Below are 26592 nucleotides of genomic sequence, written 5' to 3'. Positions count from 1 at the left end.
ACCGATTCTGGCGTACGTTGCCGTATGGATCACGCTGCGGCGCCACATCGGGTAGGCTGGCGCCGATGAACTCGAACCATGGACGCTTACTCGCCGCGCTCGCTGCCGCGGCGGTGCTCGTGCTCGGCGCGCCGGCCTGCGGCGCGGTCACGATCGCCGAGATCCAGGGCCGCGGCCACCTGAGCCCCTATGCCGGGCAGGAGGTGACCGATGTCGAGGGTGTGGTCACGGCGGTGGCCCGCAACGGCTTCTGGATGCAGGCGTCGGCGCCGGACGAGGCGAGCGGCACCTCGCGCGGGCTCTTCGTCTATCTGGCGCGCGAAGAAAAGCCCGCGCCGGGCGATCAGCTCAGCGTCAGCGGCCGCGTTGGCGAATACCGCCCCGGCCGCAACCCGGACAACCTCACCATCACCCAGATCAGCGACGCACGCTGGACGCGGCTGGCGCGCGGCGTGCCGCTGCCGGCGCCGGTGCGCCTTGGCGCCGGCGCTCGCCTGCCACCCACCGGGGCGATAGCGCCGACGTTGGGCAATGTCGAGGCGGCGCGACGGCCGCTCGACCCCACGCGCTATGCGATGGACTTCTTCGAGAGCCTCGAAGGCATGCGGGTGGAGATCGACGACGCGATCGCGGTCGGGCCCCGCGATTCACGCGGCGGGGTCGCGGTCATCGTTGCGGCGCAAGGCGATGCAGGGCTGCGCACCGCGCGCGGTGGCGTCGCGATTGCGCCGGGGGCCTTCAACCCGCATCGCATCCTGGTCGACGCCGCGCTTGCGCCAAGCCCGGCCGGCATCAAGGTGGGGGATCACCTGCGTGGCGTGCGCGGGATCATCGACTACGCCTACGGCCACTACCGCCTCAAGCTGACCGAAACGCCGCGGCTCGAGGCCGTGACGCTGCAGCCGGAAGCGGCGCCGCCGGTGGCGCCGGGGCAGCTTGCGGTGGCGGCCTACAACCTTGAAAACCTCGGCGGCGATGCGCCGCAGGCGCGCTTCGACACGATCGCCGCGCAGATCGTCGACGCCCTTGCCGCGCCGCACCTGATCGCGCTGCAGGAAGTGCAGGACGACGACGGTCCGCGCGACAGCGGCGTCACCAGCGCGACACGCACGCTGGCCCGCCTGACGGCGGCGATCCGCAAGGCGGGCGGGCCGGCGTACCGCTGGGTGGGCGTCGATCCGCTCGACAAGGCCGATGGCGGCGCGCCGGGGGCCAACATCCGCCAGGTGATGCTGTACGACCCGATGCGCGTGCAACTCGACGGCGCGGTCGGCGGCGCGCGCGACGCGGTGAGCATCGCCAGCGGTGGCAAGCTGCAACCGGCCGCCGGCCGCATCGCGCCGGACGACCCGGCCTTCGAATCCAGCCGTAAACCGCTGGCCGCGCAGTTCAGCGTGGCGGGCAAGCGCCTGGTGGTGGTCGCGGTGCATTTCGCATCGAAGCGGGTCGATCAGCCGCTGTTCGGCCCGCAACAGCCGCCCTTCGCCGGCTCTGAAGTGCAACGCACCGCACAGGCGGCGCGGGTGGCGGACTTCGCGCGCACGCTGCTGGCGCACCGTGCCGATGCGGCGCTGGTGGTGCTGGGCGACTTCAACGAATTCGACTTCGGGCCGGCCGCGCAGGCGCTGACGGCGGCGGGGCTCGCCAACCTCACGCTCACGCTGCCGCCGCAGGCGCGCTACAGCTTCATTTTTGAGGGCAATTCGCAGGCGCTCGACCATGTGTTCGTGTCGCCCGCGCTGGCGCAGCGCGCGCTGCGCGACTACCGCTTCGTGCATGTGAATGCCGAATTCCCCGACGGCGCATCGGATCACGACCCGCTGCGCGCGGTGTTCGACATCGATGCGATCGCCCGCTGAGCGACTGCAGGCCTTCGCGCCGGTGGCCGCGCCCGATGCGCGGGTGCTGATCCTCGGTTCGATGCCGGGCGAAGCCTCGCTCGCCGCACAGCAGTATTACGCCCATCCGCGCAACGCCTTCTGGCCGATCATGGGGGCGCTGCTCGGCTTCGATGCGGCGCTGCCCTACGTCGCGCGCCTGACCTGCCTGACCCGCTCGGGCATCGCCATGTGGGATGTGCTGGCGGCCTGCCGCCGATCGGGCAGCCTGGATTCGGCGATCGAGGCCGACAGCATCGAACCGAACGACTTTACGGCCTTCCTGCGCGACCATACCGGTGTGCGCGGCGTGCTGTTCAACGGAGGCGCCGCCGAGATGCTGTTTCGCCGCCAGGTCTTGCCGTCGCTGCCGGACGAGTTCGCAGTGCTGCCTTGCACACGACTGCCGTCGACCAGCCCTGCCCATGCGGCAAAGGGCTTCGGCGAGAAATGTGCGGCCTGGCGCATAGCCTTGTGCGAGGCGGGTATTGCGGTGGGGTGCGGCAACCGGCAGGCCTGAATCCCTGCATGCTGCGGTACGTGCCGCCTTGCCACGATTCGGGCGACAGACTAATGTCTGCGGTCGCATCGGGGTTTTCGCCGGTGTGGCAAGCAGGGAGGCTGTGAATGCCCGGTTCCGCATCGCATCGATGGACTGCCAGAAGCCCGCACCTTGCGCCACGACGCAGGCGGGTGATCCAGGCCCTGTGCGTACTCGGCGCAGCGCTGTCTGTCGGCGTTGGTGTGGCGGCCGAGATGCCGCGCATTCCGGTGCTGACCGAGGAAGTGCCGCCGCATGTCGTGTTGCGCGGCGATACCGTGACCGGTCCTACGACCGAGTGGGTGCGCGCCATCGTCAAGCGCGCCGGGCTGCAGCCCGACATCCAGGTGCGCGCCTGGAAGGCGGTGGTGCAACTGGCCGAGCGGCCCGAGCCAGTGCTGATCTACCCGATCGTGCGCACGCCCGAGCGCGAAGCCGCCTACCAGTGGGTCGCGCGTCTGACGACCGGGCGCAGCTACCTCTATCGACTGGCGGCGCGCGACGACATCCGCATCGCCAAACTGGCCGATGCGCGGCGCTACCAGACCGCCGCCGTGCGCAAGGACGTGCGCACCGAGTATCTGCTCAACAACGGCTTCACCGGGGGGCCGGACGGTTCGCTGGTCGAGACCACCGACAACGCCGAATCGCTGCGCCTGCTCAAGCTCGGCCGCGTCGACCTGGTGCCGATTGCGCCGGCCGCGCTTGAAGCGACCTGCGCCAAGCTTGGCATCGGCACGGATGAATTCGTCCGCACGATTCCGACCGGCCTGACGATGGATTTCTACCTCGCCGCGAACAAGGCGGTACCGGCAGACGTGGTGGAACGACTCGCCAGCGCGCAGCGGCAACTGGCGGCGGAGGGCGCTTACCAGCAGATCATGGGGGCGCTGGCGAATTGAACTGCGCGCCGGGCGTCAGCCCTGCACGTGTGGCGGTGTGTGGTGCGGGATGCCCAGCTGAACGGCGATTTCATGCTTGGCGTGCGCGGCGAGATGCTGCCGTTCAGACTGTGAATCCACCGCTGCGAGCGCGTGGGCTTCCGCCACCAGCCCCTCGGCCAGCGTGATGGCGCGCATGCACTGCCACAGCGAGATGTCGCCGTCGTAAGCCGGCGCCGGGCTGATCGCTTGCTTGGCATCGCGATAGCGGATCGACACCGGCGACACCGGCACGCCGGCGTCCACCGCCGACTGCAGCAGCGCCGGGCGGAAGGGCAGCATGTGCGTGCCGTTGGTGGTAGTGCCTTCGGGGAACACGACCATCGCGGCGCCGCTCTGCAGCCGCGCCACCATGGCATCGGCAGTGCGGCGCGCGGCGGCGCGGTTGCCGCGTTCGATGAAGATCGTGTCGGTGTTGGCAACCAGCCAGCCAATCAGCGGCCAGGATTTCACATCGTCCTTGCAGACGAAGGCGCAGGGGCGCAGCGCGTTGATGACGAAGATGTCCAGCCACGAAATGTGGTTCGCGACGACCAGCGTGCCGCCGCTGACGATGTCGCCGTGGATGTCGAGCCGCACGCCCAGGCGGCCGAGCAATTCACGCGACCAGCGCCTCTTGGCGTCAAGCCGCTGTTGCGCGTTCCAGCGCGGGAAGCGGAAGGCCACCGTCGCGCAGCCGGCGAGCAGATGGATGACGGTGAGCAATAGCCGCCATGCGGCGCGAATCTGTCTGAACAAGGTGGTATGGGGTGTGCGGGGCTGCGGATTGGCGCCGCGCGTGCGTCTGCGGGCCGCGTTGGCCAAGGCGCCCGGGCCGGGCACATGGCGTAACGGGATTGTAACGCGGGCCATCGGGCCTGCGCCCAGCACCGCGCGGGCCAAACGCATGGCCGGCGCGGCCAGCGGCGGCCGCGCCGCGGGAACGGAGATCACTCGCCGCGCGAGCCGATGAAGTGGCGCGCGTAACGCGCGTCGGTCTGCCCCATCGACAGCAACAACAGCAGGTCGGCGGTGTTGAAATCAGGGTCCCACGCCGGTTCGCCGCACACCATCGCGCCGGCGCGCATGTAGCCCTTGATCAGCGGTGGCATCTCGGCCGGCTGTCCGTTGCGCAGCGCTTCGAGCGGCAGGCGCACGCGGGGGAAACCGCGCCATTCGGCCGGCGCCTGATGCTCGGCGAGCTGGTCGTAGATCGCGGCCGCGGCGTGGCCACCATCGGCCATGCTGATGCTGGCGCAGCCCATCAGGTACTCGTAGCCGTTTTCCTGCATGAAGCGCGCCAAGCCCGACCACAGCAGCGCGATCACCGCACCGCTGCGGTAATCCGGATCGATGCAGGAGCGCCCGATCTCGACCAGGCGGTCGCGGATCAGGTGGAAACGCGTCAGGTCAAACTCGGTTTCCGAGTAATAGCTGCCCACGCGGCGCGCGGCGGCCGGCGTGAGGATGCGGTAGGTGCCAACGATGCGGCCGGCGGCCTCGTCGCGCACGATCAGGTGTTCGCAGAAGGGGTCGAAATGGTCGCGATCCACCCCCGGTTCGCGGGAATTGAGGCGGGCGCCCATTTCATCGGCGAAGACGCGCCAGCGCAGCTTCTGCGCCTCGCGGACTTCAGTTTCGCAGGTCGCCAGGCGGACCTGCAGGTCTCGTGCGCGGGAACGTTCCGGGCGGCTTTCGATATGCAGCATGCTTCTCACCGTGTTTTATCTGTTTTAGCGGTGCTGACTCTAAAATCGGGGCGTGACCCAAACATGACGATCGGGTTACCGCCGTGTGACAACGCATTTCAGGAAAACCCGTGAGCGCAAAGATCCCCTCCACGCCTGCCAACCGTTTGCTCAAGAGCCGTGGCATCGCCTTCACCGAACACTGTTACACCTATGTCGACCATGGCGGCACGCGGGTCTCGTCCGCGGCCTTGGGCGTCGATGAGCACAGCGTGGTGAAGACGCTGATCCTGCAGGACGACCGCGCCCACCCGCTGGTGATGCTGATGCACGGCGACCGCGAGGTCTCGCTGAAGAACCTCGCACGCGCGATCGGCGTGAAGAGTGTCGAACCCTGCAAGCCCGAAGTCGCCGAACGCCACTCCGGCTACCGCGTCGGCGGCACCTCGCCCTTCGGCACCCGCAAGCAGATGCCGGTGTATGTCGAGCGCACGGTGCTCGATCTGGAGAAGCTCTACATCAACGGGGGCAGTCGCGGGTATCTCGTCGGCATTACGCCGGCGGATCTGGTGGCGCTGGTGGGGCCCGTCGCGGTGGATGCGGCGACGGGGTGATCCGATTCATTGTCGTCCGGTCACGGTCGCCGAAGGTCGGATGTGTGGGTATGGCTTCTGGATGGAACTCCTGATGAATCACCTTGCAGCGAACATGCGAAGTTCGATCGTCGTTTTCCTGTCTGCGGTGCTTGCGCTCAACGCTTGCGCGCCTTCAGAAACCGCTGAGCAGAAAACACAGCGAGAACGCGCGAAGGCTGGCTTGGCTCTGTGGGAGCAGAAATGCAAGACCGAGGCCGGCGAGAAGATCTATCGCAGGGTTGAGGACGTCGAAGGCATCACGTTGCTCAAGGTGCGCCCGCCGGCGGGCGAGAACGAGTGGCACGACCGCATGTGGCCGGGGGCGGCCTTTGCCCATGAGGGAACGGCTGAGGAGTACATCAAAGACTTTCTTGGCTACGAAGAGGCGTTCGGCCCAGAAGGCAAGCCAAGTCCTATAACGCCGACGGCGCGTGGCGCGATCAACACATCCTACAAGGCGGGACCGCACGAACGCCCCGGCTATCGCTACGTCGATGCAATCGACGAGAAGGACGGCAGGCGATACCGGTATTCGGGCTCGGTTAAGGTCGTTGGACAGAAAGACCAAACTGCCCCCGGGATCGTCGACGAGATGAAGAACGAGGGAGACCGCTTTGATCCGAACGTCTATCGCTGGACACTCGACAAGACGTACGCCCCCGATCCCGCCCCTCGCTATGCCGTGACCTACGAAGACCACGTCGTACCGGAGGAGCGTGCGCTTGGGGTCGCGAGCAGCACGGTAAAGGTGCTGGACATTCAGGCCAACGAAGTGCTCGGTGAATTGACCGTGTTTGCCTTCACGTATGGATTTGAGTCTCGTGGAAGCAGCGCTTGGTTGCGCGCTCGGATATGCCCGACCTACGGGGGCGGTTCCGGCTCCCCCTCGCGTCTATTTACCGATCAAGTTCTCGTTCCGCGTAAGGACAACTGACGTACCCTCGGGTTTCGCTAACGACTATCTGACGCTCGCGCACATGTAGCGGAGTTGCTTGGGCTGAGCATTGCGAAGTCCAACGCGGCGGCTTGCGAATTGCGCGGGCATTTTGCGCCGGCCTTCACGTTCAAGCCGGGTCCCGCCCCGGCGGGCGGGTTCCTTTCTTGTGCCGACAAGAAAGGAACCAAAGAAACGGCCCCCGCTTCAACGCCGCGCGCTAGGCGCGCGGTGCCCTGCGCTGCTCGCGTCGCCGGGGGCCTGCGGAACTCGCCCTCGCTGCGCTCGGAGCTCGGACAGTCCTCGGCCCCGCCGTGCTGCGCACGTCGGAACCCGGCAACGCTGCGCTGCTCGGCGTTTCAGAGGGGGATTGAAAGGCGTCAACGATTGACCGTTTCCTTGTTTTCGTAGCCGGATGCAGGCCGAAGGCCGGAATCCGGGGATTGCGCTTGAACGATTTGAAGCGGCCCCTGATTCCGCTTTGCTCCATCCAGGCTGCGAACAAGCCTCACGCGTCGATCAACCGATGGTTTTGACTTTGGGTCCCGTCGAGAGCGCCGAGTAGCGCAGCGCGGCCGGGAAAAAGGCCGAGGCCTGTCTGAGCTCCGAGCGCAGCGAGGGCGAGTTCCGCAGGCCCCCGGTTGTGCGAGCAACGCAGGGGAGTCAGGCGCAAAGCGCCTGACCGCGAACGCCGGGCGGCACTCTTTGCTTACTTTCTGGTGCTGTTGCCAGAAAGTAAGACGCCCGCCGGGGCGGGACCCGGCTTGACCGGACAGACCGACGCGACGCAACACGGTCAATCGAAAGCCGAAGCGTTGGGCTCCTCAACGTTCAGCCCAATCGGCACCGTGGCCACCACGCGCAAAGGTGCCCGCAGCAAGGCACCCAACCCCAACCGCCGTGCGATCCGTCGCTGCCCCCACCCCAAATCCGCTACCGAGCGGATTACCAAAGCGGCATACTCGCCGCCATATCTGAGCGCTGGAGACTGGGCATGAACCCGTTTGCGAACAAGCGAATCCTGGCCGCTGGGGCGGTCGTCGTGGCACTGGCGGCGGCCGGGGGCGGCTGGTGGTTCAAGCACCACGCCGCAAGCACCGGCGGCACGCTCAGTGGCGACGCGGTGATCGCCGACACCGGCGGGCCCTTCGCGGCAACCGATTGCCGCGCACGCATGTTCGAGGACCAGCCCGCGCTGGCGGTGATCTTTTCCGAGCCGGTGGATCGCAGCCAGTCGCTCGACAAGGTGCTGCAGGTGACGGACCTCGGGCGTCTCGACGGCAAGGCCGAGACGGGCGAGGAACAGCGCAGCGGTGACAAGCCGCGCAATGCGGACAAGGCGGCGCCGGGCGAGAAGATCCTGCAGGGCAGCTGGGTGGTGGATAGCAACCCGCGCATCGTCGTGTTCCCCTACATCCAGCCGCAGCGCAAGTTCCGCGTCACCGTGCGCGAGGGCGTGCTCGCGGCGAGCGGCGCCAAGCTTGCCAGCGGCAAGACCTGCGAACTGGCCAGCGAAGAGATGGCGCCTTCCTACTTCTTCGCCAGCAAGGGCACGGTGCTGCCGGCGAAGCAGAACGGTGGCCTGCCGGTGGTGACGGTGAATGTGCCGGAAGTGGATGTGCAGTTCCTGCGGGTGGAGCCGGCCAACCTGCCGCGCTTCATCGAGCAGGTGATCGCCGGCCGCAAGGCGCCTGTGAGCGAAGACGGCGAGGGTGATGCGAACGGCGAAGGCGAGCAGGACTACAGCGAGTACGGCTACGAGGCGAACAACCGGCTCAAGGGCACCGTCGGCACCTGGCAACTCGATCGTCTGCGCGACGTATCGAAGAGCGTCTATGCCGGCCGCTTCCTCACCGGCGACAAGCCGAACAAGCGGCAGGTGACCTTCCTGCCGGTCGAAGACGTGAAGGAGTTGCAGGAGCCCGGCGTGTACATCGCGGTGATGAGCCAGCCGGGCCGCTTCCGCGACCAGTATCAGGTGACCTACTTCTACGTCTCCGACATCGGCCTGCATGCCCACCGCAACGCCAGGACGATGGACGTGTTCGCCACCTCGCTGGTGAGCGGCAAGGCGATGGGCGACATCGAAGTCGAAGTGCTGGACGCCAACGCCAAGAGCCTCGCCAAGGCCAAGGTGGATGGCGATGGCCATGTGCAGATCGCGGGCCTGCCGGATTCCGCCCACCTGCTGCTGGGCCGGCGCGGCAAGGAGCTGTCGCTGGTCGCGCTGCGCGAGCCGGGGCTGGATCTTTCCGAATTCGATATCGGCGGCCACCTGCCGCGCGATGCCAAGCTCTTCGTCTATGCCGGGCGCGATCTGTACCGGCCGGGCGAGAAGTTCACCGCCTCGCTGCTGGCGCGCGATGCCGATGGCCGTGCGCTGCCGCCTGCGCCGGTGCAGGCGATCCTCAAGCGGCCGGATGGCCGTGCGGTGATGACGCAAAGCTGGCGCCCGAACGACAAGCAACCTGGCTACTTCCAGCAGCAACTCACGCTGCCGGCCGATGCGCAGACCGGCCGCTGGCTGCTTGAAGTGCGCGCCGACCCGGCCGCGAAAGCGCCCGATGCGGTGTGGAGCTTCCAGGTTGAAGAGTTCCTGCCCGAGCGCATGAAGCTCGATCTGAAGACCGACAAGGCACCGCTGACCGGTAACTCGGCGTTTGAGGTGACGGTGCAGGGCGACTACCTGTTCGGTGCGCCGGCCGCCGGCAACCGCCTGCTCGGCAGCGTGGCGATCGAACGTGCCCGCACGCCCTTCACCAAGGAATGGCCGGGCTTCATCTTCGGCGACTTCGCCGATGACACGCTCAAGCGCCGGAGCGAGATGGAAGAGACCGCGCTCGACGACAAGGGCGCAGCGAGCGTCACCGTGCCGACCGGTGTCGACAGCGCGAAGTCGCCGGTCACGGTGCGTGCCTCGTTCAGCCTGCTCGAATCCGGCGGCCGCCCGGTGGTGCGTTCGATCGAGCGCACCTGGTGGCCGGCCAGCGCGATGATCGGCATCCGCCCGGCTTTTGACCGCGATGTCTCGGGCGAGGAAAAGAATGCCGACTTCGAACTGATCCGCGTGACGCCGGCCGGGGTCCTGGCACCGCTGGCGCAGGCCAAGGTCCGCCTGTTCCGCGAAGACCGGCAGTACTACTGGCGCTTCGACGACCAGCGCGGCTGGCATTCCGGTTTTACCGAAACCGAGGAGCTGATCGAATCCGGCGCGGTGGCGCTCAAGCAGCGCGCGAAGCTGTCGCTGCCGGTGAAGTGGGGCCGCTACCGCCTTGAAGTGGAAGACCCCGACACGGCGCAAACGCTGCGCTACCGCTTCTACGCCGGCTGGAGCGCGCAGGACGCCGACGACGTCGGCAACCGGCCCGACCGCGTGCAGATGAAGCTCGAAGGCCTGCCGGCCAAGCCGGGCGACAACGTACGCCTGACGCTGACCCCGCCGCACGACGGTGAAGCGCTGATCGTCGTCGAGGGCGACAAGGTGCTGTGGACCAAGCGTGTCGCGGCCTCGACCAGTGGCACCACGGTCAGCATCCCGGTCGATGCCAAATGGGCACGGCACGATCTGTATGTCTCTGCGGTGGTGTTCCGCCCCGGCAGCCAGGGCGACCGAGTGACGCCTGCGCGTGCGCTGGGCCTTGCCTACCTGCCGCTGGCGCGAGAAGACCGCCGCCTCAAGGTGCAGGTCACCGCACCCGACAAGGTGCAGCCGGAACGCATCACCAAGGTGAAGGTGAAGGTCGATGGCGCCGCCGGCAAACAGGCGACGGTCACCCTTTCGGCGGTGGATGTCGGCATCCTCAACATCACGCGCTACAAGACGCCGGACCCCTTCGACTTCTTCTTCGGCAAGCACCGTTACGCGCCGGAACTGCTCGACCTGTACGGCAAGCTGATCGAGAAGATGGACGGCTTGCGCGGCAAGCTCAAGTGGGGCGGCGACGCCGGCATGCGCGACACCAAGTCGATGCCGAAGAAGGTCAAGCTGGTCGATCTGTTCAGCGGCCCGGTGCAGCTCGATGCCAAGGGCGAAGCCGAGATCCCGCTCAACATTCCGGATTTCAACGGCACGCTGCGGCTGATGGCGGTGGCGTCGACGCCGGAACGCTTCGGCAACAGCGAACGCGAGATGACGGTCGCCGCGCCCATCGTCGCGGAACTCGCGACGCCACGCTTCATCGCGCCGGGCGATCTGGCGACGATTGCGCTCGACGTGACCAACCTGTCCGGCGCGCCGCAGGACATCACGCTAAAGCTCGAAGCGGCCGACCCGGCGACGATCCGCGACGGCCAGCGCACGCTCAAGCTCGCCGACAAGCAGCGGGCGACCCTGCGCTTCCAGGCCGAGGCAACCGATGCCTACGGCCTGGCGCGCGTCACCTTGCAGCTCAACACTACCGGCGCCAAACCCATCATCATCAAGCGCGAATCGGCGCTGCAGGTGCAGCCGCCGGTGCCGATGGAGCGCGTCGTGCGCCGCGTGCGCATCGAACCGAAGGGCACACTGAAGCTCGATCCGACGATGATCGCGCCGTACTTCAAGGCATCGAGCAATGTCAGCGTCACGCTCTCGAACAAGCCGCCGCTGAACGTGAAGGCGCTGGTCAAGGGCCTGCTCGACTACCCCTACGGCTGCCTTGAGCAAACCACCAGCGCGGCTTACCCGCATGTTTTCATCGACGAGGCGGGCGCCAAGGCGATGGGGCTGGAGCCGCGCACGCGTGAGCAGCGCGCCGCCTTCATCGAAGGCGCGATCGGCCGTATCTCCGGCATGCAGGGTGCGCAGGGCGGCTTCACGCTGTGGGGCCAGGGCAACTACGAACCCTGGCTCACCGCCTACGTGGCAGGCTTCCTGCAGGATTCGCGCGAGGCCGGCTTCACCGTGCCGGCGGAGATGAGCAAGCGCGCGCAGACTTGGATGCTGCAGCAACTGCAGAACGCGCCCAACAACTTCCCCAGCATCCCGGGCACGCTCAAGCCGGACGACAAGGGCTTCTACAAGGCGCAGGACTACGAGCTGCTGCGCAACGGCCATCAGCGCTTTGCCGAGATGGCGCATCTGGCCTACATGCTCGCCCGCGAACAGGCCGCGCCGCTCGCCACGCTACGCCTGCTGCACGACCAGTACCGCGACCGCGCGCGTTCGCCGCTTCCCTTGGTGCACCTCGCGATTGCCTTGCAGCTTTCCGGCGACCCGGCGCGCGCCAAGGTCGCGCTGAACGAAGCGATGGAGCGCCGTTACGGCGTTCAACCGACCGGCTACTACTGGGAATGGCTGGGTGACTACGGTTCGCCGGTGCGCGACCTGGCGCTGTCGTACGCACTGCTGGTACGGCACAAGATCGTGCATCCGCGCCGCGAGCAGATCCTCTTCGATCTGGCCGACCGACTCGGCTCACGTGGTGGCTGGGCCTCGACGCAGGAGCGCCTGTCGCTGTTCCTCGCGGCACGTGCGGCGGGCGGTGACGGCAAGCAGGAATGGAGCGCGGTGATCAAGAACGGCGACGCGGCGCAGACGCTTACCTCGAAGAGCACCGAAGCCCGCAGCTTCGACGCCGCAGCCCTGGCGCGTGGCGTGCAGATCGACAGCACACACGGTGAAGCCCTGTTCGTCGAGATCGAAGCGAGTGGCTACCCGGTCAAGGCGCCTGAGCCGAAGTCCGACGCCATCAAACTCACCCGCACCTGGTACGAGGCTGATGGCAAGGAATGGAAGGGGCGCCCGCTCAAGGTGGGCGACATGATGATCGTGCGCGTCACCGCCAGTGCCAAGCAGCGCATCGAAGACGGTCTGATCGTCGACCACATCCCGGCCGGCTTCGAGGTTGAAAACATGAACCTCTCGCAAGGCCCGTCGGCGCAGGAATTCACCGTTGGCAACATCAACGTCGGCGAGGCGATGCAGGACGCGCGGATCAAACACCGCGAGTTCCGCGACGACCGTTACGTTGCCGCCGCGCGTATCGAGCCGGGTGACATGAACGTGTTCTACATGGTCCGCGTCGTCACCCCCGGCCGCTACATCGTCCCCGCACCGTTCGCGGAAGACATGTACCGACCGGAACTGCGCGGCATCGGCGCGGGTTCGGCGCCGATCACGATTGTTGATCCGCGGGCGCCGGTGGAGAAGTGATCGCAGGGGGGCGTGCCGAAATAGGTTGGGCTGAGCCAAGGGCGAAGCCCAGCTTCCCTGCTCGTTGCGGCTTCGCCCGAGCCCGGCTGTTGGGCTTCATTTCTCCAGCCAAACAAACTAACTAAGTAGATCTTGAACGATGTTTTTACGCAGGACACACAAGAAACGGTTGCAAGGTTGGATGCGTGCGACCGCTGGGGTCATTGCTCTGCTTGGGTCTGGACTGGTCTGCGCCGCACCGACACCACCGGGCGCGGAAATCATTGTCATGCTTGGGCTCGGTGGCATCGTGTTTGCAATCGCGGTGGTGCTGGCCTTCATTGCCTTTCTTGGATATGTGGCCGGTGGTTCTACCGGCGCGGAAAGGGCTTTAAAGGTGTCCGTCGCGGCCTTGGGAGTTTTCGCCCTTGGGGCTTTTTGCATTGCCAAATATCAGGATTTGCGTCGGTCGCATCAGCTTTCCGAGTATCGCGCCGCCCTACGTTCCCAATGCATGACCGATGTCATTGAGCGCGGGACGTCTGCTGCACTCCCCGTTGATCGAGTCTATGTGCTTCGGAGCCAACGGCACCAAAGTGGCTGGCCTACAGAAAGCTTTTCGTTTAACGGTGCCAGTTCGATAGTTGCGTTCGTTGGTGAAGAGCCCAAGCATCTGGCGCCGAATGAGGCTCTGATCGAGATGGATGTGCAGGATCGAGCAGCCGTGTCCGGAAGTGCTTATTCGATGCTCTCAGTTGAAACACGGGTCAGCACTGGGCGTCAGGGGCTCATTGCCGCGCGGACCAGTCTGTTGAATTGCGTTCCTGAGGACCAAGAGGTCGCAGTCGAGCGTTTCGCGCGCAGGGCTCTCGTGTTCGAAGGATCTCTCCTCCGCGCCGTGAGTGATCCATCTGCCTTGGCCCCGACGGAATACCCCATTGCCAGATTTGCTGGAGATCTTGAGCGAGGCCGATTCGAGATTGCCAATGACTTTCTGCTTATCCATGGCGATGGAGCATGGTGGCTGCCGCCACCAGCGTGGGCGTGCGAGCGGACTCCGATCTTGGGATCCAATGGTCGAGACGCTTTTAACTGCAGAAGAGAGAGTGGTGAAGTTCTCCGGGATGACGGTCTAACCCGCGCCTACGGCCTTAAGCGTGCAGGGAATGGTTGGCTCGTCATACAGGCCCCTCTCTTGGAGAACGGCGGTTCCGGAGTTGAGGTCAGTACCGTGGTCGTGCAGCAGAGAAGCGATACAGGTCGGGTTGTGAGGACATGGAACGTCCGAATACCAACGTTTCCGGGCCAACAGAAGTCTCGAGCCCCAATCATCGGAGACCTTCGACTCGTTGATGCAAACATTGAAATTGTTTGGCTTACAGAGCAACTGAGTGATCCAAATACATTCAAGCTGACTCGTTGGTATACGCGGAAATCAGTTTTGACCTTTCCCTATTCGCAGGAATGGAAACCTCTTTAGTCGGATAGGCAAGTAACGCGAGATAGCCAAATACGATGGCCTGTAGTCGATTCGCGAGTCCTTGGGTGGAGGGAGACGCCTTTGACTGCCCCACCCGACTTTTGAATGCTTACCCTATGACCCGCAAACACCTACACCTCATCGCCGAACTCGCCGTCAATCTGGCCCTGCCGTGGCTCGCCTACACCCTCGCCGAGCCGCGCTGGGGCGAACTGGGCGGCTTAATTGCGTCGGCGATTCCGCCGCTGCTGTGGAGCCTGGGCGAATTGCTGCGGCACCGTCGCATGGATGCGTTGAGCGTGCTGGTGCTGGTCGGCATCGCGATGTCGCTGGTCGGGCTGGCGATGGGCGGCGATGGGCGGATCCTGCTGGTGCGCGAGTCGCTGGCGTCCGGGGCAATCGGGGTCGTCTTCCTGCTTTCCCTGTTCCTCGAAAAGCCGCTGATCTTCTACCTCGCGCGGGCGACGATGGCGCGCGAACGTGACGATGCCCATGATGTCATCGCGGAGTGGTGGGCTACGCCCGGTGCGCGCCGCGCGGTATGGGTGATGACGGCGGTGTGGGGCGCCGGCCTCACCGCCGAAGCGGCGCTTCGCACCTGGCTGGCGTGGACCTGGACGCCGTCCCGCTTTCTCGCGGTCGCGCCCTTCATCGGCTACGGGCTGGTTGCGCTGCTGATGCTGTGGACGATCTGGTACCGCCGCTTGCTCTCGCGCGCACCGGTTGGCCAGTTTGGCGTCGAGACCCTGCAACTGAGTCCCGATAAACCGGTCGAGCGCTGAAACCTGAACGTGCGTGCGGCGGCGTGAGGTGCCTGCCGGGTGCCGGCGCATTGGATCGCGCCGATGCGCTTTTCTCGACGGCGAGGCGCGGGCGCAAGTGGCCTCGGCGCAATCTCGATATCGGATCGCCGCAATCCCGCGAAGCCGCTTGTTTGCACGGGCCAGGTGCCAGGGCGCCTCTTTCTGAAGCGGGTCAGGCCGGGCGGATATGTCAGGTCAGCGCACTAAATCGGCGAAGCGTGGGCCGCGACTGCACCATTGCTGCGCGATTTGCGCGCCCTGGGCAATCGGGCGAGATTCCCGGCATGGCGTTGTGCTCGGAAGAGGGGCCTCCTGAAAGGCGCATTCAGAAAGGGTCTTGGCGTGTTCGTGCCGTAATGCTTGTCGGAGCCGTATGGCCTTGGCATGAATGTTGCGACGCATCATCAAGCCACCCCCAACCCCACGGAGAGCGCTTATGAAAATCAGATCAATCTGCGTCGCAGCCGCTTTGGCCTGCGCTGCAAGCGGTGTGCAAGCCGCGACCTTCGGCGAGCTGTCGGTGCCGACGGAGTCTTACCTTGGCGTGTATGCCACCCCGTTCTTCGCTGACTCGGTCAGTTTCAGCCTGACAGGCCTCAGCACGGTCTATTCCGACACCAAGATCTACGGTGGCGCCGGCGGGTATGCGTTGTTCTCCGGGGCGACGATGATCGGCGGACTGCACACGCTGGGGAGCGCCGCGAGCTTCAGCGGCCTTACCGCGGGCACGTACACCTTCGGTTACTTCGGTATGGGCAGCGGCCTCTCTGCCGTGACGCTGTCCGCGAACGCGGTACCTGCCGTTCCCGAGCCGGCCAGCTATGCAATGCTGCTGGCCGGTCTGGGCATGGTTGCAGGCATGGCTCGCCGCCGTCTCAGCTGAGATGTCCGCAGATTCGCACCCGGGGCACGCGCCTGGGGTGCGATGACTGCGCGAAGGGCGCACGTCGTAACGGCGTGCGCCCTTCTGTTTTCTGCACGCCGAAAGGGCAGGGGCGCACCGGATTCTGACGCGTCGCCGCAAGTGCGACACAATCGCGCCTGGCCTTTGCCTGATGAATGCCGAGCCGGCCCATGCAGCGCGTTCCGCAGCCCTTCCGAAGCAAGCCCTGTCGCCCCGCACGTCGCCGCTGCGCTGCCGTGTTGAAGTCATGCGCCTGACCCAGCGCAGGCTGTCGCGCGTTGCGATCGGCGTGGTGTACCTGCTGCTCGCGCTGTTGCTCCTTGACCGCGCCTTTCCGTTGCGCCTGCCGCCGCGCGAAGCCGGCTTGATCGTCGCCGCGGCGGACGGTACGCCGCTGCGTACCTGGCCCTCGGTCGACGGGGTGTGGCGCTACCCGGTCACCGCCGAGCAGGTGTCGCCACGTTACCTCGAAGCGGTGCTGACCTACGAAGACCGCTGGTTCCGCTGGCACCCCGGCGTGAATCCGGTGGCGCTGCTGCGGGCGGCCTGGCAGTGGGCGCGCAACGGCCGCATCGTGTCGGGCGGCTCGACGCTGACGATGCAGGTCGCGCGCATGCTCGATCCGGTGCCGCATACCCTGCGTGGCAAGCTACGGCAGGTCGCGCGCGCGTTGCAACTGGAACTGCATTGCTCGAAGGACGAAATCCTCGCGCTGTACCTGAACCACGCGCCGATGGGCGGCATCGTCGAGGGCGTCGAAATGGCGAGCCGCGCCTACCTCGGCAAACCCTCGCGGGTGCTCAGCCAGGCCGAAGCGGCGATGCTGGCGGCGCTGCCGCAGGCGCCGTCCCGCTTGCGGCCTGATCGCGCCCCGGACAAGGCGCAGGCCGCGCGCGACAAGGTGCTCGAGCGCATGGCGGCGTTTGGCGTATGGCGTGCGGACGAGGTCGCCGATGCACGGGTCGAACGCGTTGCGGCGCAGCCGCTGCGGGCGCACTGGCTCGCGCCGCTGGCGGCGGAGCGCCTGCGTGGATCGGTGCGGGCACCGGCGGCTGGCACCCGCGCAGCCGGGGAACTGCAGATCGTGCGGTCAACGCTGGAACCGGAAGTGCAGAGCACGCTGGAACGCATGCTGCTCGATCGTGTCGACCAACTGCCGCCCAAGGTGTCGATGGCCGCGCTGGTGATGGACAACGCCAGCCTTGCAGTCCTCGGCTACGCGGGTTCGGCGGATTTTTCCAACCGCAGCCGCTTCGCTCACGTCGACATGGTGCGCGGCGTGCGCTCGCCGGGTTCCACGCTCAAACCCTTCCTGTATGCGATCGCGCTGGACGAAGGCCTGATCCATTCCGAGAGTCTGATGAGCGACGCGCCGCAGGCTTTTTCCGGCTACGAACCGGGCAATTTCCAGGCGGCGTTTTCCGGGCCGGTGAGCGTTTCGGATGCGCTGACGCGTTCGCTCAACGTGCCGGCGGTTGATCTGCTCGACCGCGTCGGGCCGCTGCGTTTCGCGGCGCGGCTGCGTGCCGGCGGGCTGCGCCTGCGCATGGCCAAGGGCGCGACGCCCAACCTCTCGCTGATCCTCGGCGGCGCCGGCACCACGCTCGAAGAACTGGTCGGCGCCTATCGTGCGCTGGCGGTCGGTGGCCTCGCCGGGCAGCCGCGGCTCACGCCCGATGCCGCGCGCATCGAGAACCGCATCATGAGCGCAGGGGCCGCCTTCATCGTGCGCGACATCCTCGAAACCGGTGGTCACCCGGACCGCCCCTTCGTCGAGGGCGGTGCGCGGGTGGCCTGGAAGACCGGTACCAGTTTCGGCTTCCGCGATGCCTGGGCGGTGGGCGTGACCGATCGTTACACCATCGGCGTGTGGATCGGCCGGCCCGACGGCACGCCCAACCCCGGATTCTTCGGCGCCAACGTTGCGGCGCCGTTGTTGAAGGACATCGTCGCCGCGCTGCCCGGCGCGCAAGCCGGTGCGGTGCGCAAGCCGCCGCCCGGCGTTGGCGTGGCCGAGATCTGCTGGCCGCTCGGCCGACGCGCCGCAGATACCGAAGCGGCGCACTGCCATCAGCGCTATACCGCGTGGACGCTCAACGATGCGGTGCCGCCGACCTTGCCCGACCGGGTGCGGCCCACCGGGCAACTCGATACCGTCTGGGTCGAGCCCGACAGCGGGCTGCGCACCACGCCGGCCTGTCGCGCCGATGCGGTGGCGCGGCGGGTTGCGCGCTGGCCGACGCATCTGGAACCCTTCCTTGGGCCGACGCTGCGCCAACGCATCGGCATCCCGCCCTGGTCGCCGCGTTGCGCGGCCGCCAATGAATCCGACGGGGGGCTGCGCATCAACGGTCTCACCCCCGGCAGCGTGCTGCGCCCGGCGCCCGGGCAGACGCATGCGAGGGTGTCACTCCAGCTGCTTGGCGGCAGTGGCACGGTGTGGTGGTTGCTGGATGGCCGCCTGCTGCGCACCGCGGCGGCAGGCGCGAGTCAGGTGGTGGATGTGGCGAGCGCCGGCGCGCACACCTTGAGCGTGGTGGACGCCGGCGGCCGTTATGCGGTGGTGGATTTCAGCTTCAGCGCGCCGCGCGCGGGAAGCTGAAGCGGCTTCAGGTCGCGAGGTCGCCGGAAATGTAGCTGGAGAGCTGGTTGATCGTCTGGCGCTGTTCCTCGATCACCGTCTTCACCGCGTCGCCGATGGTCACGATGCCGATCAGTTGCCCCTTTTCGACCACCGGCAGGTGGCGGATGCGGTTGTTGGTCATGATTGCCATGCAGTCGTCGATGGTCTGCGTCGGGGATACGGTGAGCACATTACAGGTCATCAACTCGCCGATCTTGGCGGCGGCCGATGTGCGGCCCTTGAGCACCACCTTCCGCGCGTAATCGCGCTCGGTGAAGATGCCGGCGAGGCGCTCGCCCTCGGTGACGAGTACCGATCCGACGTCATGCTTGGCCATCAGTTCCAGCGCACTGAGCACGCTGTGATCCGGAGAAACGGTGAGTACGTTGCTGCCTTTGCCCTGAAGCACCTGCCGAACCGAAATAGTCATCGCGATCGTCTCCGTTGTTGGCGGCCCCGTACGTGGGGCGTCTCTGTAATCTGGACTGTCTGCGTCAAAACCACAAGGATTCGATGGCCCTGTGCGTGAGCGCACAAATGTTTGCGATGTGCGCTTGCGAGCCACGGCCTCGGCAGGCAGTGTCCGGATCTTTCTCCCCCCGATCGGATCCGTGATGACGACCTTGTTCTCGCGCACTGCTCGCACGCTGACGCTGCTCTCCTGCCTGTGCATTGCTGCCCCCTCCATCGTTCGCGCCGACGAGGCGCCACCCAGCGCCCGGGAACAGGAAGCGCGCGCGGCCATTCAGGCCGCGAACGCCGCCAAGGTGGTCGGGCCGACGGACGTCAAGCTGTTCGACCAGGCCACGCTGAAACTGCCGGCCGGCCGCATCTGGGTGCCGCAGCCGGCGGCGGGCCAGCTGATGCGCGCGATGGGCAATTCAGCTGATGACCGTCTCGCCGGCGTGGTGCTGCCGGACGGCGAGGGCGACTGGATCGTGGTCGCGGAGTTCGAGAAGGCCGGCTTCATCAAGGACGACGATGCGCGCGACTGGAAGGCCGACGAGTTGCTCGACAACATCCGCAAGGGCACCGAGCATTCCAACGAGGATCGCCGTTCGCGAGGCATCCCGGAGCTCGATGTGCTCGGCTGGGTGCAGGCGCCGACCTACGACGCGTCGGCGCATCGCCTGGTGTGGTCGATCCATGCGCGGCAGAAGGGCCAGCCCGCAAGCGATCCGGGTTCGATCAACTACAACACGTATGCCTTGGGCCGCGACGGCTACTTCAGCATGAATCTGGTCACTGCCTACGACCACATCGCCGAGGACAAGCCGATCGCGCACGAACTGCTTGCTGCGCTCGAATACGGCGACGGCAAGCGGTATCGCGACTTCAACGCTTCGACCGACAAGGTGGCCGAGTACGGCCTGGCGGCGCTGGTCGGCGGTCTTGCGGTGAAGAAGCTCGGCCTCTTCGCGGTGATCGCTGCGTTCGCAGCCAAGTCCTTCAAGCTGATCGCGCTGGGCGCGGTGGCGCTGATTGCAGGTGTCAAACGCTTCTTTGGCGGCAAGAGCAAGAGCGACGACGTGGCATGAGCAAGCTGCTGTTCCTGCTGTTCTCGGGGCTCAAGTTCGGCAAGTTGCTGACCACCGGCGGCACGATGCTGCTGTCGGTGTTCGCGTATGCCTTCATCTGGGGCTGGCGTTACGCGGTGGGTTTCGTCGCGATGATCCTGATCCACGAAATGGGGCATTACATCGCGGCGCGCCAGCGCGGGTTGGCGGTTGGCGCACCGACCTTCATCCCGTTTGTCGGCGCGTGGGTCGAGTTGAAGGATCTGCCGCACGACGCCGAGACGGAAGCCTACGTCGGGCTTGTCGGGCCGCTGGCCGGCACGCTCGGCGCGCTCGCCTGTTACTACCTGGCACGCAACAGCGGCAGCGACCTGCTGCTGGCGGTGTCTTACTCCGGTTTCTTCCTCAACCTGTTCAACATGATTCCGCTCTCGCCTTTCGACGGCGGGCGCATCACCGCGGTGCTGTCGCCGCGCATCTGGCTGATCGGCGTGCCGGTGCTGGTCGGGCTGTTCATGTTGCGGCCCAGCCCGATGCTGATCCTGATGGCGATCATGGCAGCGCCGCAGGTGATGCGTGCGTGGCGCTTCGATCCGTCTGCGCCCGAGAACCAGGCCTACTACACGGCTTCGTCGGAAACCCGGCTCACCTATGCGGTGTGGTACATCGGCCTGCTCGCCTTCCTCGCGGTGATGAGCCACGAGGTGCACGAGATCCTGCCGCGCCACCTCTGATCGGGTATCAGGCCACGCGCTGCACCCCGCGCACGTGGCCGGCGTAGACGCGATCGATGCTCGGCTCGCCGCGGATCGACGAAGGCACCTCGCCGGCGAGCACGAAACCGAGGCGTTCAAGCAGCTGTTGTGAGCGCAGGTTGCGGGTGTCGGCGACGGCGCGCAGCGTCGTGACGGCGCGTTCGCGCCACAGCCAGTCGATCATCATGCGCACGGCGTGGTAACCGATGCCGCGCTGCCAGAAGGCGGGCGCGATGAGATAGGCAAGCTCGGCTTCGCCATCCGGCACCACGGTGGCCTGGACGATGCCGGCGACGGCGTCTTCGGTGGGCAGCACGACGGCCCAGTTGAGCCACTCTTCCTGCAAAGCGGCCGGTGCGCCGGCGGCAAGCCGCGCGAACCAGGCGGCGACGGCGACCTCCGATTCGGGCTGTTCGATCGGCACATAGGCGTACAGCGCCGCGTCCTGGGCGTGCGGCCAGAATGGCGCGGCATGGTGCGCGGCGAGGGGTTCGAGCTGGAGCTTGGGGGGCGGCGCTGTCAGCATGGTCGGGGTCCTGCGGTCTGCTGCTATTCGTACCGCAACTTCACGGACTCCGCCAGCCCTGTGCCACAAGAAAATGGCCCGGACGTCACTTCGACGACCGGGCCATCCTTCAGGCGCTGCGGATCAATTCACGCTGACGGCCGACCAGGCACGGCCCACCGCCGCGTACTGCGCGGAGCTGGTGCCGTAAAGGTCGGCTGCTGCGTTCAGGGTTGCGGTGCGCGCACCCTTGTAGTTGGTGTTGGACGTCATGTACACCGTGAGGGCGCGATACCAGATCTTGCCCGCCACATCACGCCCGAGCGCGGTGAGGGCGGTGTCGCCATTGCACACCAGTTGCGACGGCGTCAGGTTGAAGCCGGTGGGCACCACGGCGCCTTCAGCCATGAGGTAGAAGACATGGTTCGCAACGCCGGACGAGTAGTGCACGTCGAGCGAGCCGATCGTGCTGGTGTAGCAGTCCGGCGACGAGCCATCGAGGCTGGGCTTGAACATGTAACGCAGCGCCTTGGTCGGGTTGGCGACGCCCTTGTTCGAGACGAAGATCTTCTCGCCGATCAGGTAGTCGCCCGGGTCCGAGGCGTTGCCGGCATAGAACTCGACCAGCGTGCCGAAGATGTCGGAAGTGGCTTCGTTGAGACCGCCCGATTCGCCCGAGTAGGTGAGATTCGCGGTGCGGCTGGTGACGCCGTGGGTCATCTCGTGGCCGGCCACATCGAGTGACACCAGCGGGTAGTAGCTGGTGCCGTCGCCGTCGCCGTAGGTCATGCAAAAGCAGGAGTCGCTCCAGAACGCGTTCACATAGTTGCGGCTGTAGTGCACCCGCGAATACGCGCCGCGCCCGTCGTTGGCGATGCCATTACGACCATGGACGTTCTTGTAGTAGTCCCAGGTCATGTTCTGGCCGTAGGTGGCGTCAACGGCCGCCGTGGCGGTGTCGGCGGTGGTGCCGCTGCCCCACACGTTGTCGGCGTCGGTGAAGGTGGTGCCGCCGCTGGTGCGGTTCTTCATGTTGGTGGTGTAGTGGTTGCCGCGCGACGGGTCGCGCAGCGCGTAGCCGCCGGTGGTCTGGCTATCGGTGGTGAGTGGCACGGCGCCATCGAAGAGGCTCTTGCCGGTACCGGCGGTCGCGGCGGTCTCGATCTCGTCCCACTTGTCGAGCACATGGCCGCCGTGCGCATCGATGAAGGTGTGCATCACGCTCGGCGTGCCGTCCGGCGCGGTGCCGGTGGTGATGACCTCGTACGCAAGGGCCGGCCGGGCACCGCGCGCGTAGATCACCTGCTCTGCGCGCGAGGCAGCGTCGCGTTGCCCGCGGAAGGCGGACTCGGCGCTCGCGATGGCAGCGGTGTCGTCCAGCGTCGGATGCGTGTCGAGCTGGTGGCGTGTGGTCATCGTGTGGCTGAAACGCATCGCCTGACCGCGGGCGTTGGAGTGTACGACCACGTCGCCGCCAATCACGCGCAGCCCCTTGTAAGTGCGATCGAAGCGCACATGTTCGGAACCGTCGGCATCAACAATGGTGCCGCGCGCGATGAACTGATCGCCATCGGACGCCTGGACGTAGCTGCTGAAATTCTGAAGATGCGTTTGCGCACGGCGAGCCGGCGCAGACAGGGCTTCCTGGGCGGAAGCCGCGCTAATGCCGGACAACGCAAATGCGATGGAGACCACAAGCTGCCGTTTGCGAAACACCATGAGTCACTCCTTCTCTGTCGGGCTGGAAAACCGGCGTGGTGCTTGTGGCGCCCGCCGGCGGTTTGGAGTCAATGCGAGAAGCATAGAAAGCGCCAGGTCGCGCTGCAAGTTTGTTCAAGCGGAACCAGGGTTGACCCACGCGGATGTGCCCCATACGCCGATCGGCTAGCATCCGGAACCTGCAAACCCGCAGACCACGGGCGTTTCCGGACGCTCGTCGCAGAGGCCATACAATGAATCCTGCCCAACCCGAACTCGCGCACGACGCATTTTCGGCAGAACCCGACGCAGCAATGAACTTCCTGCATCGCACTGCGCGCCTTTTGCTCGAATACAACATGCGGTCCGAGCTGTTGCATCGCAAGTTGGTGCGCGCGGCGCGCCATCTTGGTGTCGATGTCCTGGTCTTCGTGACCTATCGCGGGGTCACACTGTTTTCGCCCGGTGGCCACCAGTATCACGCCCAGGCGCCGGAGTTGCGGATCAACGTGGCGGTCAGCGCTGCGGTCAATGGCATCGTCGATGCGGTGTGCGAAGACCGCATGTCGCTGAGCGACGCAATCGCCGAACTCGATTCAATCGAGCAGCGTTCGAAACGCCATAACCGCTGGCTGCTGGCGGCGATCTTCGGCATTGCGGCAGCGGCGCTGGCACGCCTGCTGCAGGCCGACTGGGGCGCGGTGGTGGTGAGCGGCGTTTCGTCGGGGCTGGGCCTGCTGGCGCGCCAGGAACTGGCCAAGCGCCACGTAGTGCTGTTTGCGATGCCCTTCACCGCGGCGCTGATCGGATCGGTGATGGGCGGGCTGGTGATTCGGGCGGGGTGGACGGCCACGCCGGGGTTCTGTCTGATGGTGCCGGCCCTGATGCTGGTGCCCGGCCCGCACCTCATCAACGGGCTCTACGACATGCTCGAAAACCACATGCAGACCGGCATATCGCGCCTGGGACTCGCGATCGGCATCCTTGTCGCCGCCGCGCTGGGCGTGTTTCTTGGTGGCTGGATCACGCTCGGCATGACCACCGTTGCTGCAACGCCTTCGGCCGACGCGCACCTCACCTTGCTGACGGACATCCTGCTGGCCGGGCTTGCCGCGTGCGGCTTCGGTGCGTTCTATAACGAACCGTGGCGGGTGCTCTGGATCTCCGTGTTGTGCGGCATGGTGGGCCACGGCATCCGTTTCCTTGCCATGCAGAACGGCGTGTCACAGGAAATCGCGACGCTCGCCGCGTGCCTCGCCATTGGCGCCATGGCCAACGTGGCGGTCGATCGCCTGCGCGTGCCCTTTGCCGCGGTGGCCTTTGCCGGTGCGGTGCCGATGATGCCCGGGGTGTTCATCTATCAGGGCATCGCTGGCGCCATGCAGGTTGCACGCGAAGGCGCCCACGCCGACCCTGCATTGCTGGCTGGTACATTTGCCTGTTTCTTCAAGGCGTGTTTCGTGGTCGGCGCGATGGGGCTGGGCCTGCTGCTGGGGGCGAGGATGGCGGGCCTGGTGCGTCGCCCGCGCGCTTGAGCCCAGCGAGGAGTTTGTCGAAAAATCTGACGGATTTCGCGGACGGGATGCTTTCCCACGCGTACGATGTGCTTGTTCGCCGCTTCGGCGGCAAGGCGTGTGTCGATGCACAGACGGTGCCACGCGACGCGGCAGAGGGGACGCCAACATGCTGTTTCACGAGCCCACAATGGCTGTCATGGCGGCCGCGATTCACGCGGCGCTGGCCTTGGTATTGGTTCTGACGGTGCGACGACGCAGCGAATTGCCGGGGGGCGATCTGCTGAGTCTGGGCATGGCGCTGGTCGCCCTGGGTGTGCTCGCGTTGGTGGCGAACATGATCTACGCCCTTCCGGGCGGGCGCGCGATCTTCAACGCCGGCGTGCTGTCCGGCTTCGTGGCCTTTCTCGAAGGGCTGCGCCGGTTCGACGGCGCCCCTGCTCGCGTCGCGTTGATCCCTGCAGCAGCCACCCTTGCCCTTGTCGTGAGCATCGGACTGAGTGGTACGCCAATGCTGGATGCCTTGCGTGTCACCTTGGTCTCGCTGCTGCTCGTGAGCGTGAACGGCGCCATCGCGGTGCGCGTCCTGGAGCCGGGTGCGCCGGAAGAACAGCCTGCTCGCGTGGTGGTGTTGCTGGCGGCCACCGGGCTGGGCGGGGTTTTCTGTGCGCGGATCGCGGCGACCTGGCTGCCGGGCGGCCTGCTGGCACACGACGAACTGAATCGTGTGCTGTGTTACGTCGGCGTCAGCGTGCTGTCGTTGATGCTGACCTTCGGCTGGTTGCTTTGGGCGAACCTGCGGGTGGCTGCGCAACTGGGGCGACTGGCACGCATCGATGACCTGACGGGGCTCGCGAACCGATTGTCGCTGACCGAAGCGCTGGTGCGGCAGCATGCCCGTTCGCAACGCAGCGGCCGGCTCTATGGCGTGGTAATGCTCAACATCGACCGCTTTGGCGCGATCGATGAGGGCTTCGGTGCCTCGGCCGGCGATCGGGTGCTGGTCGAAATCTCGAAACGCCTGCTGGTCGTGGCGCGCGCCGACGACATGTGCGCGCGCTTCAGCGGTGACGAGTTTTGCGTCCTACTGCCCGAAACGAATCTCGTTGATGCCCAGCGCTTCGCCGAACGCGTGCGGCGTGCCATCACCGGCGAGCCGGTACGCCTGGGCGATGGCGCGATTGCGGTCAGCGTGAGCATTGGCGTTGCTGACAGCCTGCAAGGCGAGCGCCCGCATGCCGTCGTGCGGCGCGCCGATCTGGCGCTGGCGGCGGCACGCGAAGCTGGTGGCAACCGGATCGAGGGCTGGCAGGCACCGACACCCGTAGACCCTCAGGGCGCCAGCGACGAGTCCGGCCCGCTCACCAGTTTCCTGCGTAATCCCTTGCGCGCATGAGCGCGATCCCGACGGCGACCGTGCGGCGTCTGCGCGCGGCTGAGCGTGGGCTTGCCGCCGCAGACCCAGCGCTTGGGTTGCTGATCGCCCGTCACGGGCACTGCGGCATCGTGCCGCAACCGGATCGATCGCCCTATGCGGCGCTCGTGACCGCAGTGATGTATCAGCAACTCGCGGGCAAGGCGGCTGAAACTATCCACCGTCGTTTCCTGGCGCTGTTCCCGGGTCACGACTTTCCATCTCCCGCGCAGCTTCTTGCTGCGAGCGACGAACACCTGCGGTCGGCCGGGCTGTCGCGGCAGAAGCAGGGCTATCTTCGCGACATCGCCGCAAAGGCGCATGAAGGCTTGATCCCGGTCGCGTCTGGCGAACTCGACCACCTGGATGACGAGGCGATCATCGCGCGCCTCACGGCCGCGCGTGGCGTCGGGCGCTGGACGGTCGAAATGTTCCTGATCTTCACGCTGGGGCGACTGGATGTGCTGCCGGTGGACGACTATGGCGTCCGCGCCGGCTATGCACGGGCGCACGGCCTCGATGCCATGCCGACGTCGCGTGAGCTGCGTGAAATCGGTGCTGCCTGGGCGCCCTGGCGCAGCGTGGCGAGCTGGTATCTCTGGCAGGCAGCGGACGCCGACTAGCGCCCGCGGTGCCGATCCCGCTGATCCGTGGCCGGCACAGCACCAGGGG

At 66.4% G+C, this 26592-nt stretch carries 20 protein-coding genes; 15 read left to right on the top strand and 5 right to left on the bottom strand.

What is annotated here, in order from left to right; all coding sequences use genetic code 11:
- The first annotated feature begins 65 nt into the window (after window positions 1-65).
- The 3 genes from GGR36_RS12020 (at window position 66) to GGR36_RS12010 (ending at window position 3320) form a co-directional block, all read left to right on the top strand.
- Window positions 66-1859 (top strand): endonuclease/exonuclease/phosphatase family protein, encoded by a 1794-nt coding sequence (locus GGR36_RS12020; RefSeq protein ID WP_183634821.1) that lies wholly within the window; start codon window positions 66-68, stop codon window positions 1857-1859.
- Window positions 1843-2397, top strand: coding sequence for a DNA-deoxyinosine glycosylase (locus GGR36_RS12015; RefSeq protein WP_183634820.1), 555 nt, complete (start codon window positions 1843-1845; stop codon window positions 2395-2397). Before GGR36_RS12020 ends, GGR36_RS12015 begins: the two co-directional genes overlap by 17 nt.
- Before the next feature lie 173 nt (window positions 2398-2570).
- Window positions 2571-3320, top strand: a complete 750-nt coding sequence (locus GGR36_RS12010; RefSeq protein WP_183634819.1) for a type 2 periplasmic-binding domain-containing protein — start codon at window positions 2571-2573, stop codon at window positions 3318-3320.
- A 15-nt stretch (window positions 3321-3335) separates the two neighbouring features.
- Here the strand turns inward: GGR36_RS12010 and GGR36_RS12005 are convergent, their stop codons facing one another.
- Entirely contained in the window at window positions 3336-4097 is a 762-nt protein-coding gene (locus GGR36_RS12005) for a lysophospholipid acyltransferase family protein (protein WP_183634818.1), read from the bottom strand.
- Between the two features lie 191 nt (window positions 4098-4288).
- Window positions 4289-5047, bottom strand: coding sequence for a GNAT family N-acetyltransferase (locus GGR36_RS12000; RefSeq protein ID WP_183634817.1), 759 nt, complete (start codon window positions 5045-5047; stop codon window positions 4289-4291).
- 110 nt (window positions 5048-5157) lie between these two features.
- Here GGR36_RS12000 and ybaK point away from each other — a divergent pair, with 110 nt between their 5' ends.
- The 7 genes from ybaK to pbpC all read left to right on the top strand — a co-directional run bounded on the left by ybaK (window position 5158) and on the right by pbpC (window position 18496).
- Window positions 5158-5640 (top strand): Cys-tRNA(Pro) deacylase, encoded by a 483-nt coding sequence (ybaK, locus tag GGR36_RS11995; protein WP_338086666.1) that lies wholly within the window; start codon window positions 5158-5160, stop codon window positions 5638-5640.
- A 73-nt stretch (window positions 5641-5713) separates the two neighbouring features.
- Window positions 5714-6595: a hypothetical protein gene (locus GGR36_RS11990; RefSeq protein ID WP_183634816.1), complete on the top strand. Its 882-nt coding sequence runs from the start codon at window positions 5714-5716 to the stop codon at window positions 6593-6595.
- Window positions 6596-7589: 994 nt separating this feature from the next.
- Window positions 7590-12728 (top strand): alpha-2-macroglobulin family protein, encoded by a 5139-nt coding sequence (locus tag GGR36_RS11985; RefSeq protein WP_183634815.1) that lies wholly within the window; start codon window positions 7590-7592, stop codon window positions 12726-12728.
- Window positions 12729-12909: 181 nt separating this feature from the next.
- Window positions 12910-14187 (top strand): hypothetical protein, encoded by a 1278-nt coding sequence (locus tag GGR36_RS11980; RefSeq protein WP_183634814.1) that lies wholly within the window; start codon window positions 12910-12912, stop codon window positions 14185-14187.
- A gap of 116 nt (window positions 14188-14303) precedes the next feature.
- The gene (locus tag GGR36_RS11975; RefSeq protein ID WP_221229529.1) at window positions 14304-14969 is read left to right on the top strand and encodes a VC0807 family protein; all 666 of its coding nucleotides are present in this window, start codon (window positions 14304-14306) and stop codon (window positions 14967-14969) included.
- Window positions 14970-15426: 457 nt separating this feature from the next.
- The gene (locus GGR36_RS21660; protein ID WP_221229528.1) at window positions 15427-15873 is read left to right on the top strand and encodes a PEPxxWA-CTERM sorting domain-containing protein; all 447 of its coding nucleotides are present in this window, start codon (window positions 15427-15429) and stop codon (window positions 15871-15873) included.
- 172 nt (window positions 15874-16045) lie between these two features.
- Window positions 16046-18496: a penicillin-binding protein 1C gene (gene pbpC, locus GGR36_RS11965; protein WP_244971043.1), complete on the top strand. Its 2451-nt coding sequence runs from the start codon at window positions 16046-16048 to the stop codon at window positions 18494-18496.
- A gap of 7 nt (window positions 18497-18503) precedes the next feature.
- Here the strand turns inward: pbpC and GGR36_RS11960 are convergent, their stop codons facing one another.
- Window positions 18504-18947, bottom strand: a complete 444-nt coding sequence (locus GGR36_RS11960; RefSeq protein ID WP_183634813.1) for a CBS domain-containing protein — start codon at window positions 18945-18947, stop codon at window positions 18504-18506.
- Window positions 18948-19131: 184 nt separating this feature from the next.
- Between GGR36_RS11960 and GGR36_RS11955 the strand changes: the two genes are divergently transcribed.
- Complete coding sequence (locus GGR36_RS11955; protein ID WP_183634812.1) at window positions 19132-20055, top strand: DUF2167 domain-containing protein; 924 nt, start codon at window positions 19132-19134, stop codon at window positions 20053-20055.
- The gene (locus GGR36_RS11950) at window positions 20052-20768 is read left to right on the top strand and encodes a site-2 protease family protein (RefSeq protein WP_183634811.1); all 717 of its coding nucleotides are present in this window, start codon (window positions 20052-20054) and stop codon (window positions 20766-20768) included. The genes GGR36_RS11955 and GGR36_RS11950 overlap by 4 nt, the downstream gene beginning before the upstream one ends.
- A gap of 7 nt (window positions 20769-20775) precedes the next feature.
- Here the strand turns inward: GGR36_RS11950 and GGR36_RS11945 are convergent, their stop codons facing one another.
- Both GGR36_RS11945 and GGR36_RS11940 read right to left on the bottom strand, forming a co-directional pair.
- Entirely contained in the window at window positions 20776-21315 is a 540-nt protein-coding gene (locus tag GGR36_RS11945; RefSeq protein ID WP_183634810.1) for a GNAT family N-acetyltransferase, read from the bottom strand.
- 123 nt (window positions 21316-21438) lie between these two features.
- A complete protein-coding gene (locus GGR36_RS11940; protein WP_183634809.1) occupies window positions 21439-23013 on the bottom strand; it encodes a M4 family metallopeptidase in 1575 nt (524 codons plus the stop codon).
- 233 nt (window positions 23014-23246) lie between these two features.
- Here GGR36_RS11940 and GGR36_RS11935 point away from each other — a divergent pair, with 233 nt between their 5' ends.
- The 3 genes from GGR36_RS11935 to GGR36_RS11925 all read left to right on the top strand — a co-directional run bounded on the left by GGR36_RS11935 (window position 23247) and on the right by GGR36_RS11925 (window position 26543).
- The gene (locus GGR36_RS11935) at window positions 23247-24527 is read left to right on the top strand and encodes a threonine/serine exporter family protein (protein WP_183634808.1); all 1281 of its coding nucleotides are present in this window, start codon (window positions 23247-23249) and stop codon (window positions 24525-24527) included.
- Window positions 24528-24696: 169 nt separating this feature from the next.
- Window positions 24697-25902 (top strand): GGDEF domain-containing protein, encoded by a 1206-nt coding sequence (locus GGR36_RS11930; RefSeq protein ID WP_183634807.1) that lies wholly within the window; start codon window positions 24697-24699, stop codon window positions 25900-25902.
- Window positions 25899-26543, top strand: coding sequence for a DNA-3-methyladenine glycosylase family protein (locus GGR36_RS11925; RefSeq protein WP_183634806.1), 645 nt, complete (start codon window positions 25899-25901; stop codon window positions 26541-26543). The genes GGR36_RS11930 and GGR36_RS11925 overlap by 4 nt, the downstream gene beginning before the upstream one ends.
- Window positions 26544-26592: the final 49 nt, after the last annotated feature.

The sequence above is a fragment of the Niveibacterium umoris genome, assembly GCF_014197015.1.
Lineage (GTDB): Bacteria > Pseudomonadota > Gammaproteobacteria > Burkholderiales > Rhodocyclaceae > Niveibacterium > Niveibacterium umoris.
Note: the sequence above shows the minus strand (reverse complement) of the source record. Positions and strands in the feature narration are given on the sequence as shown.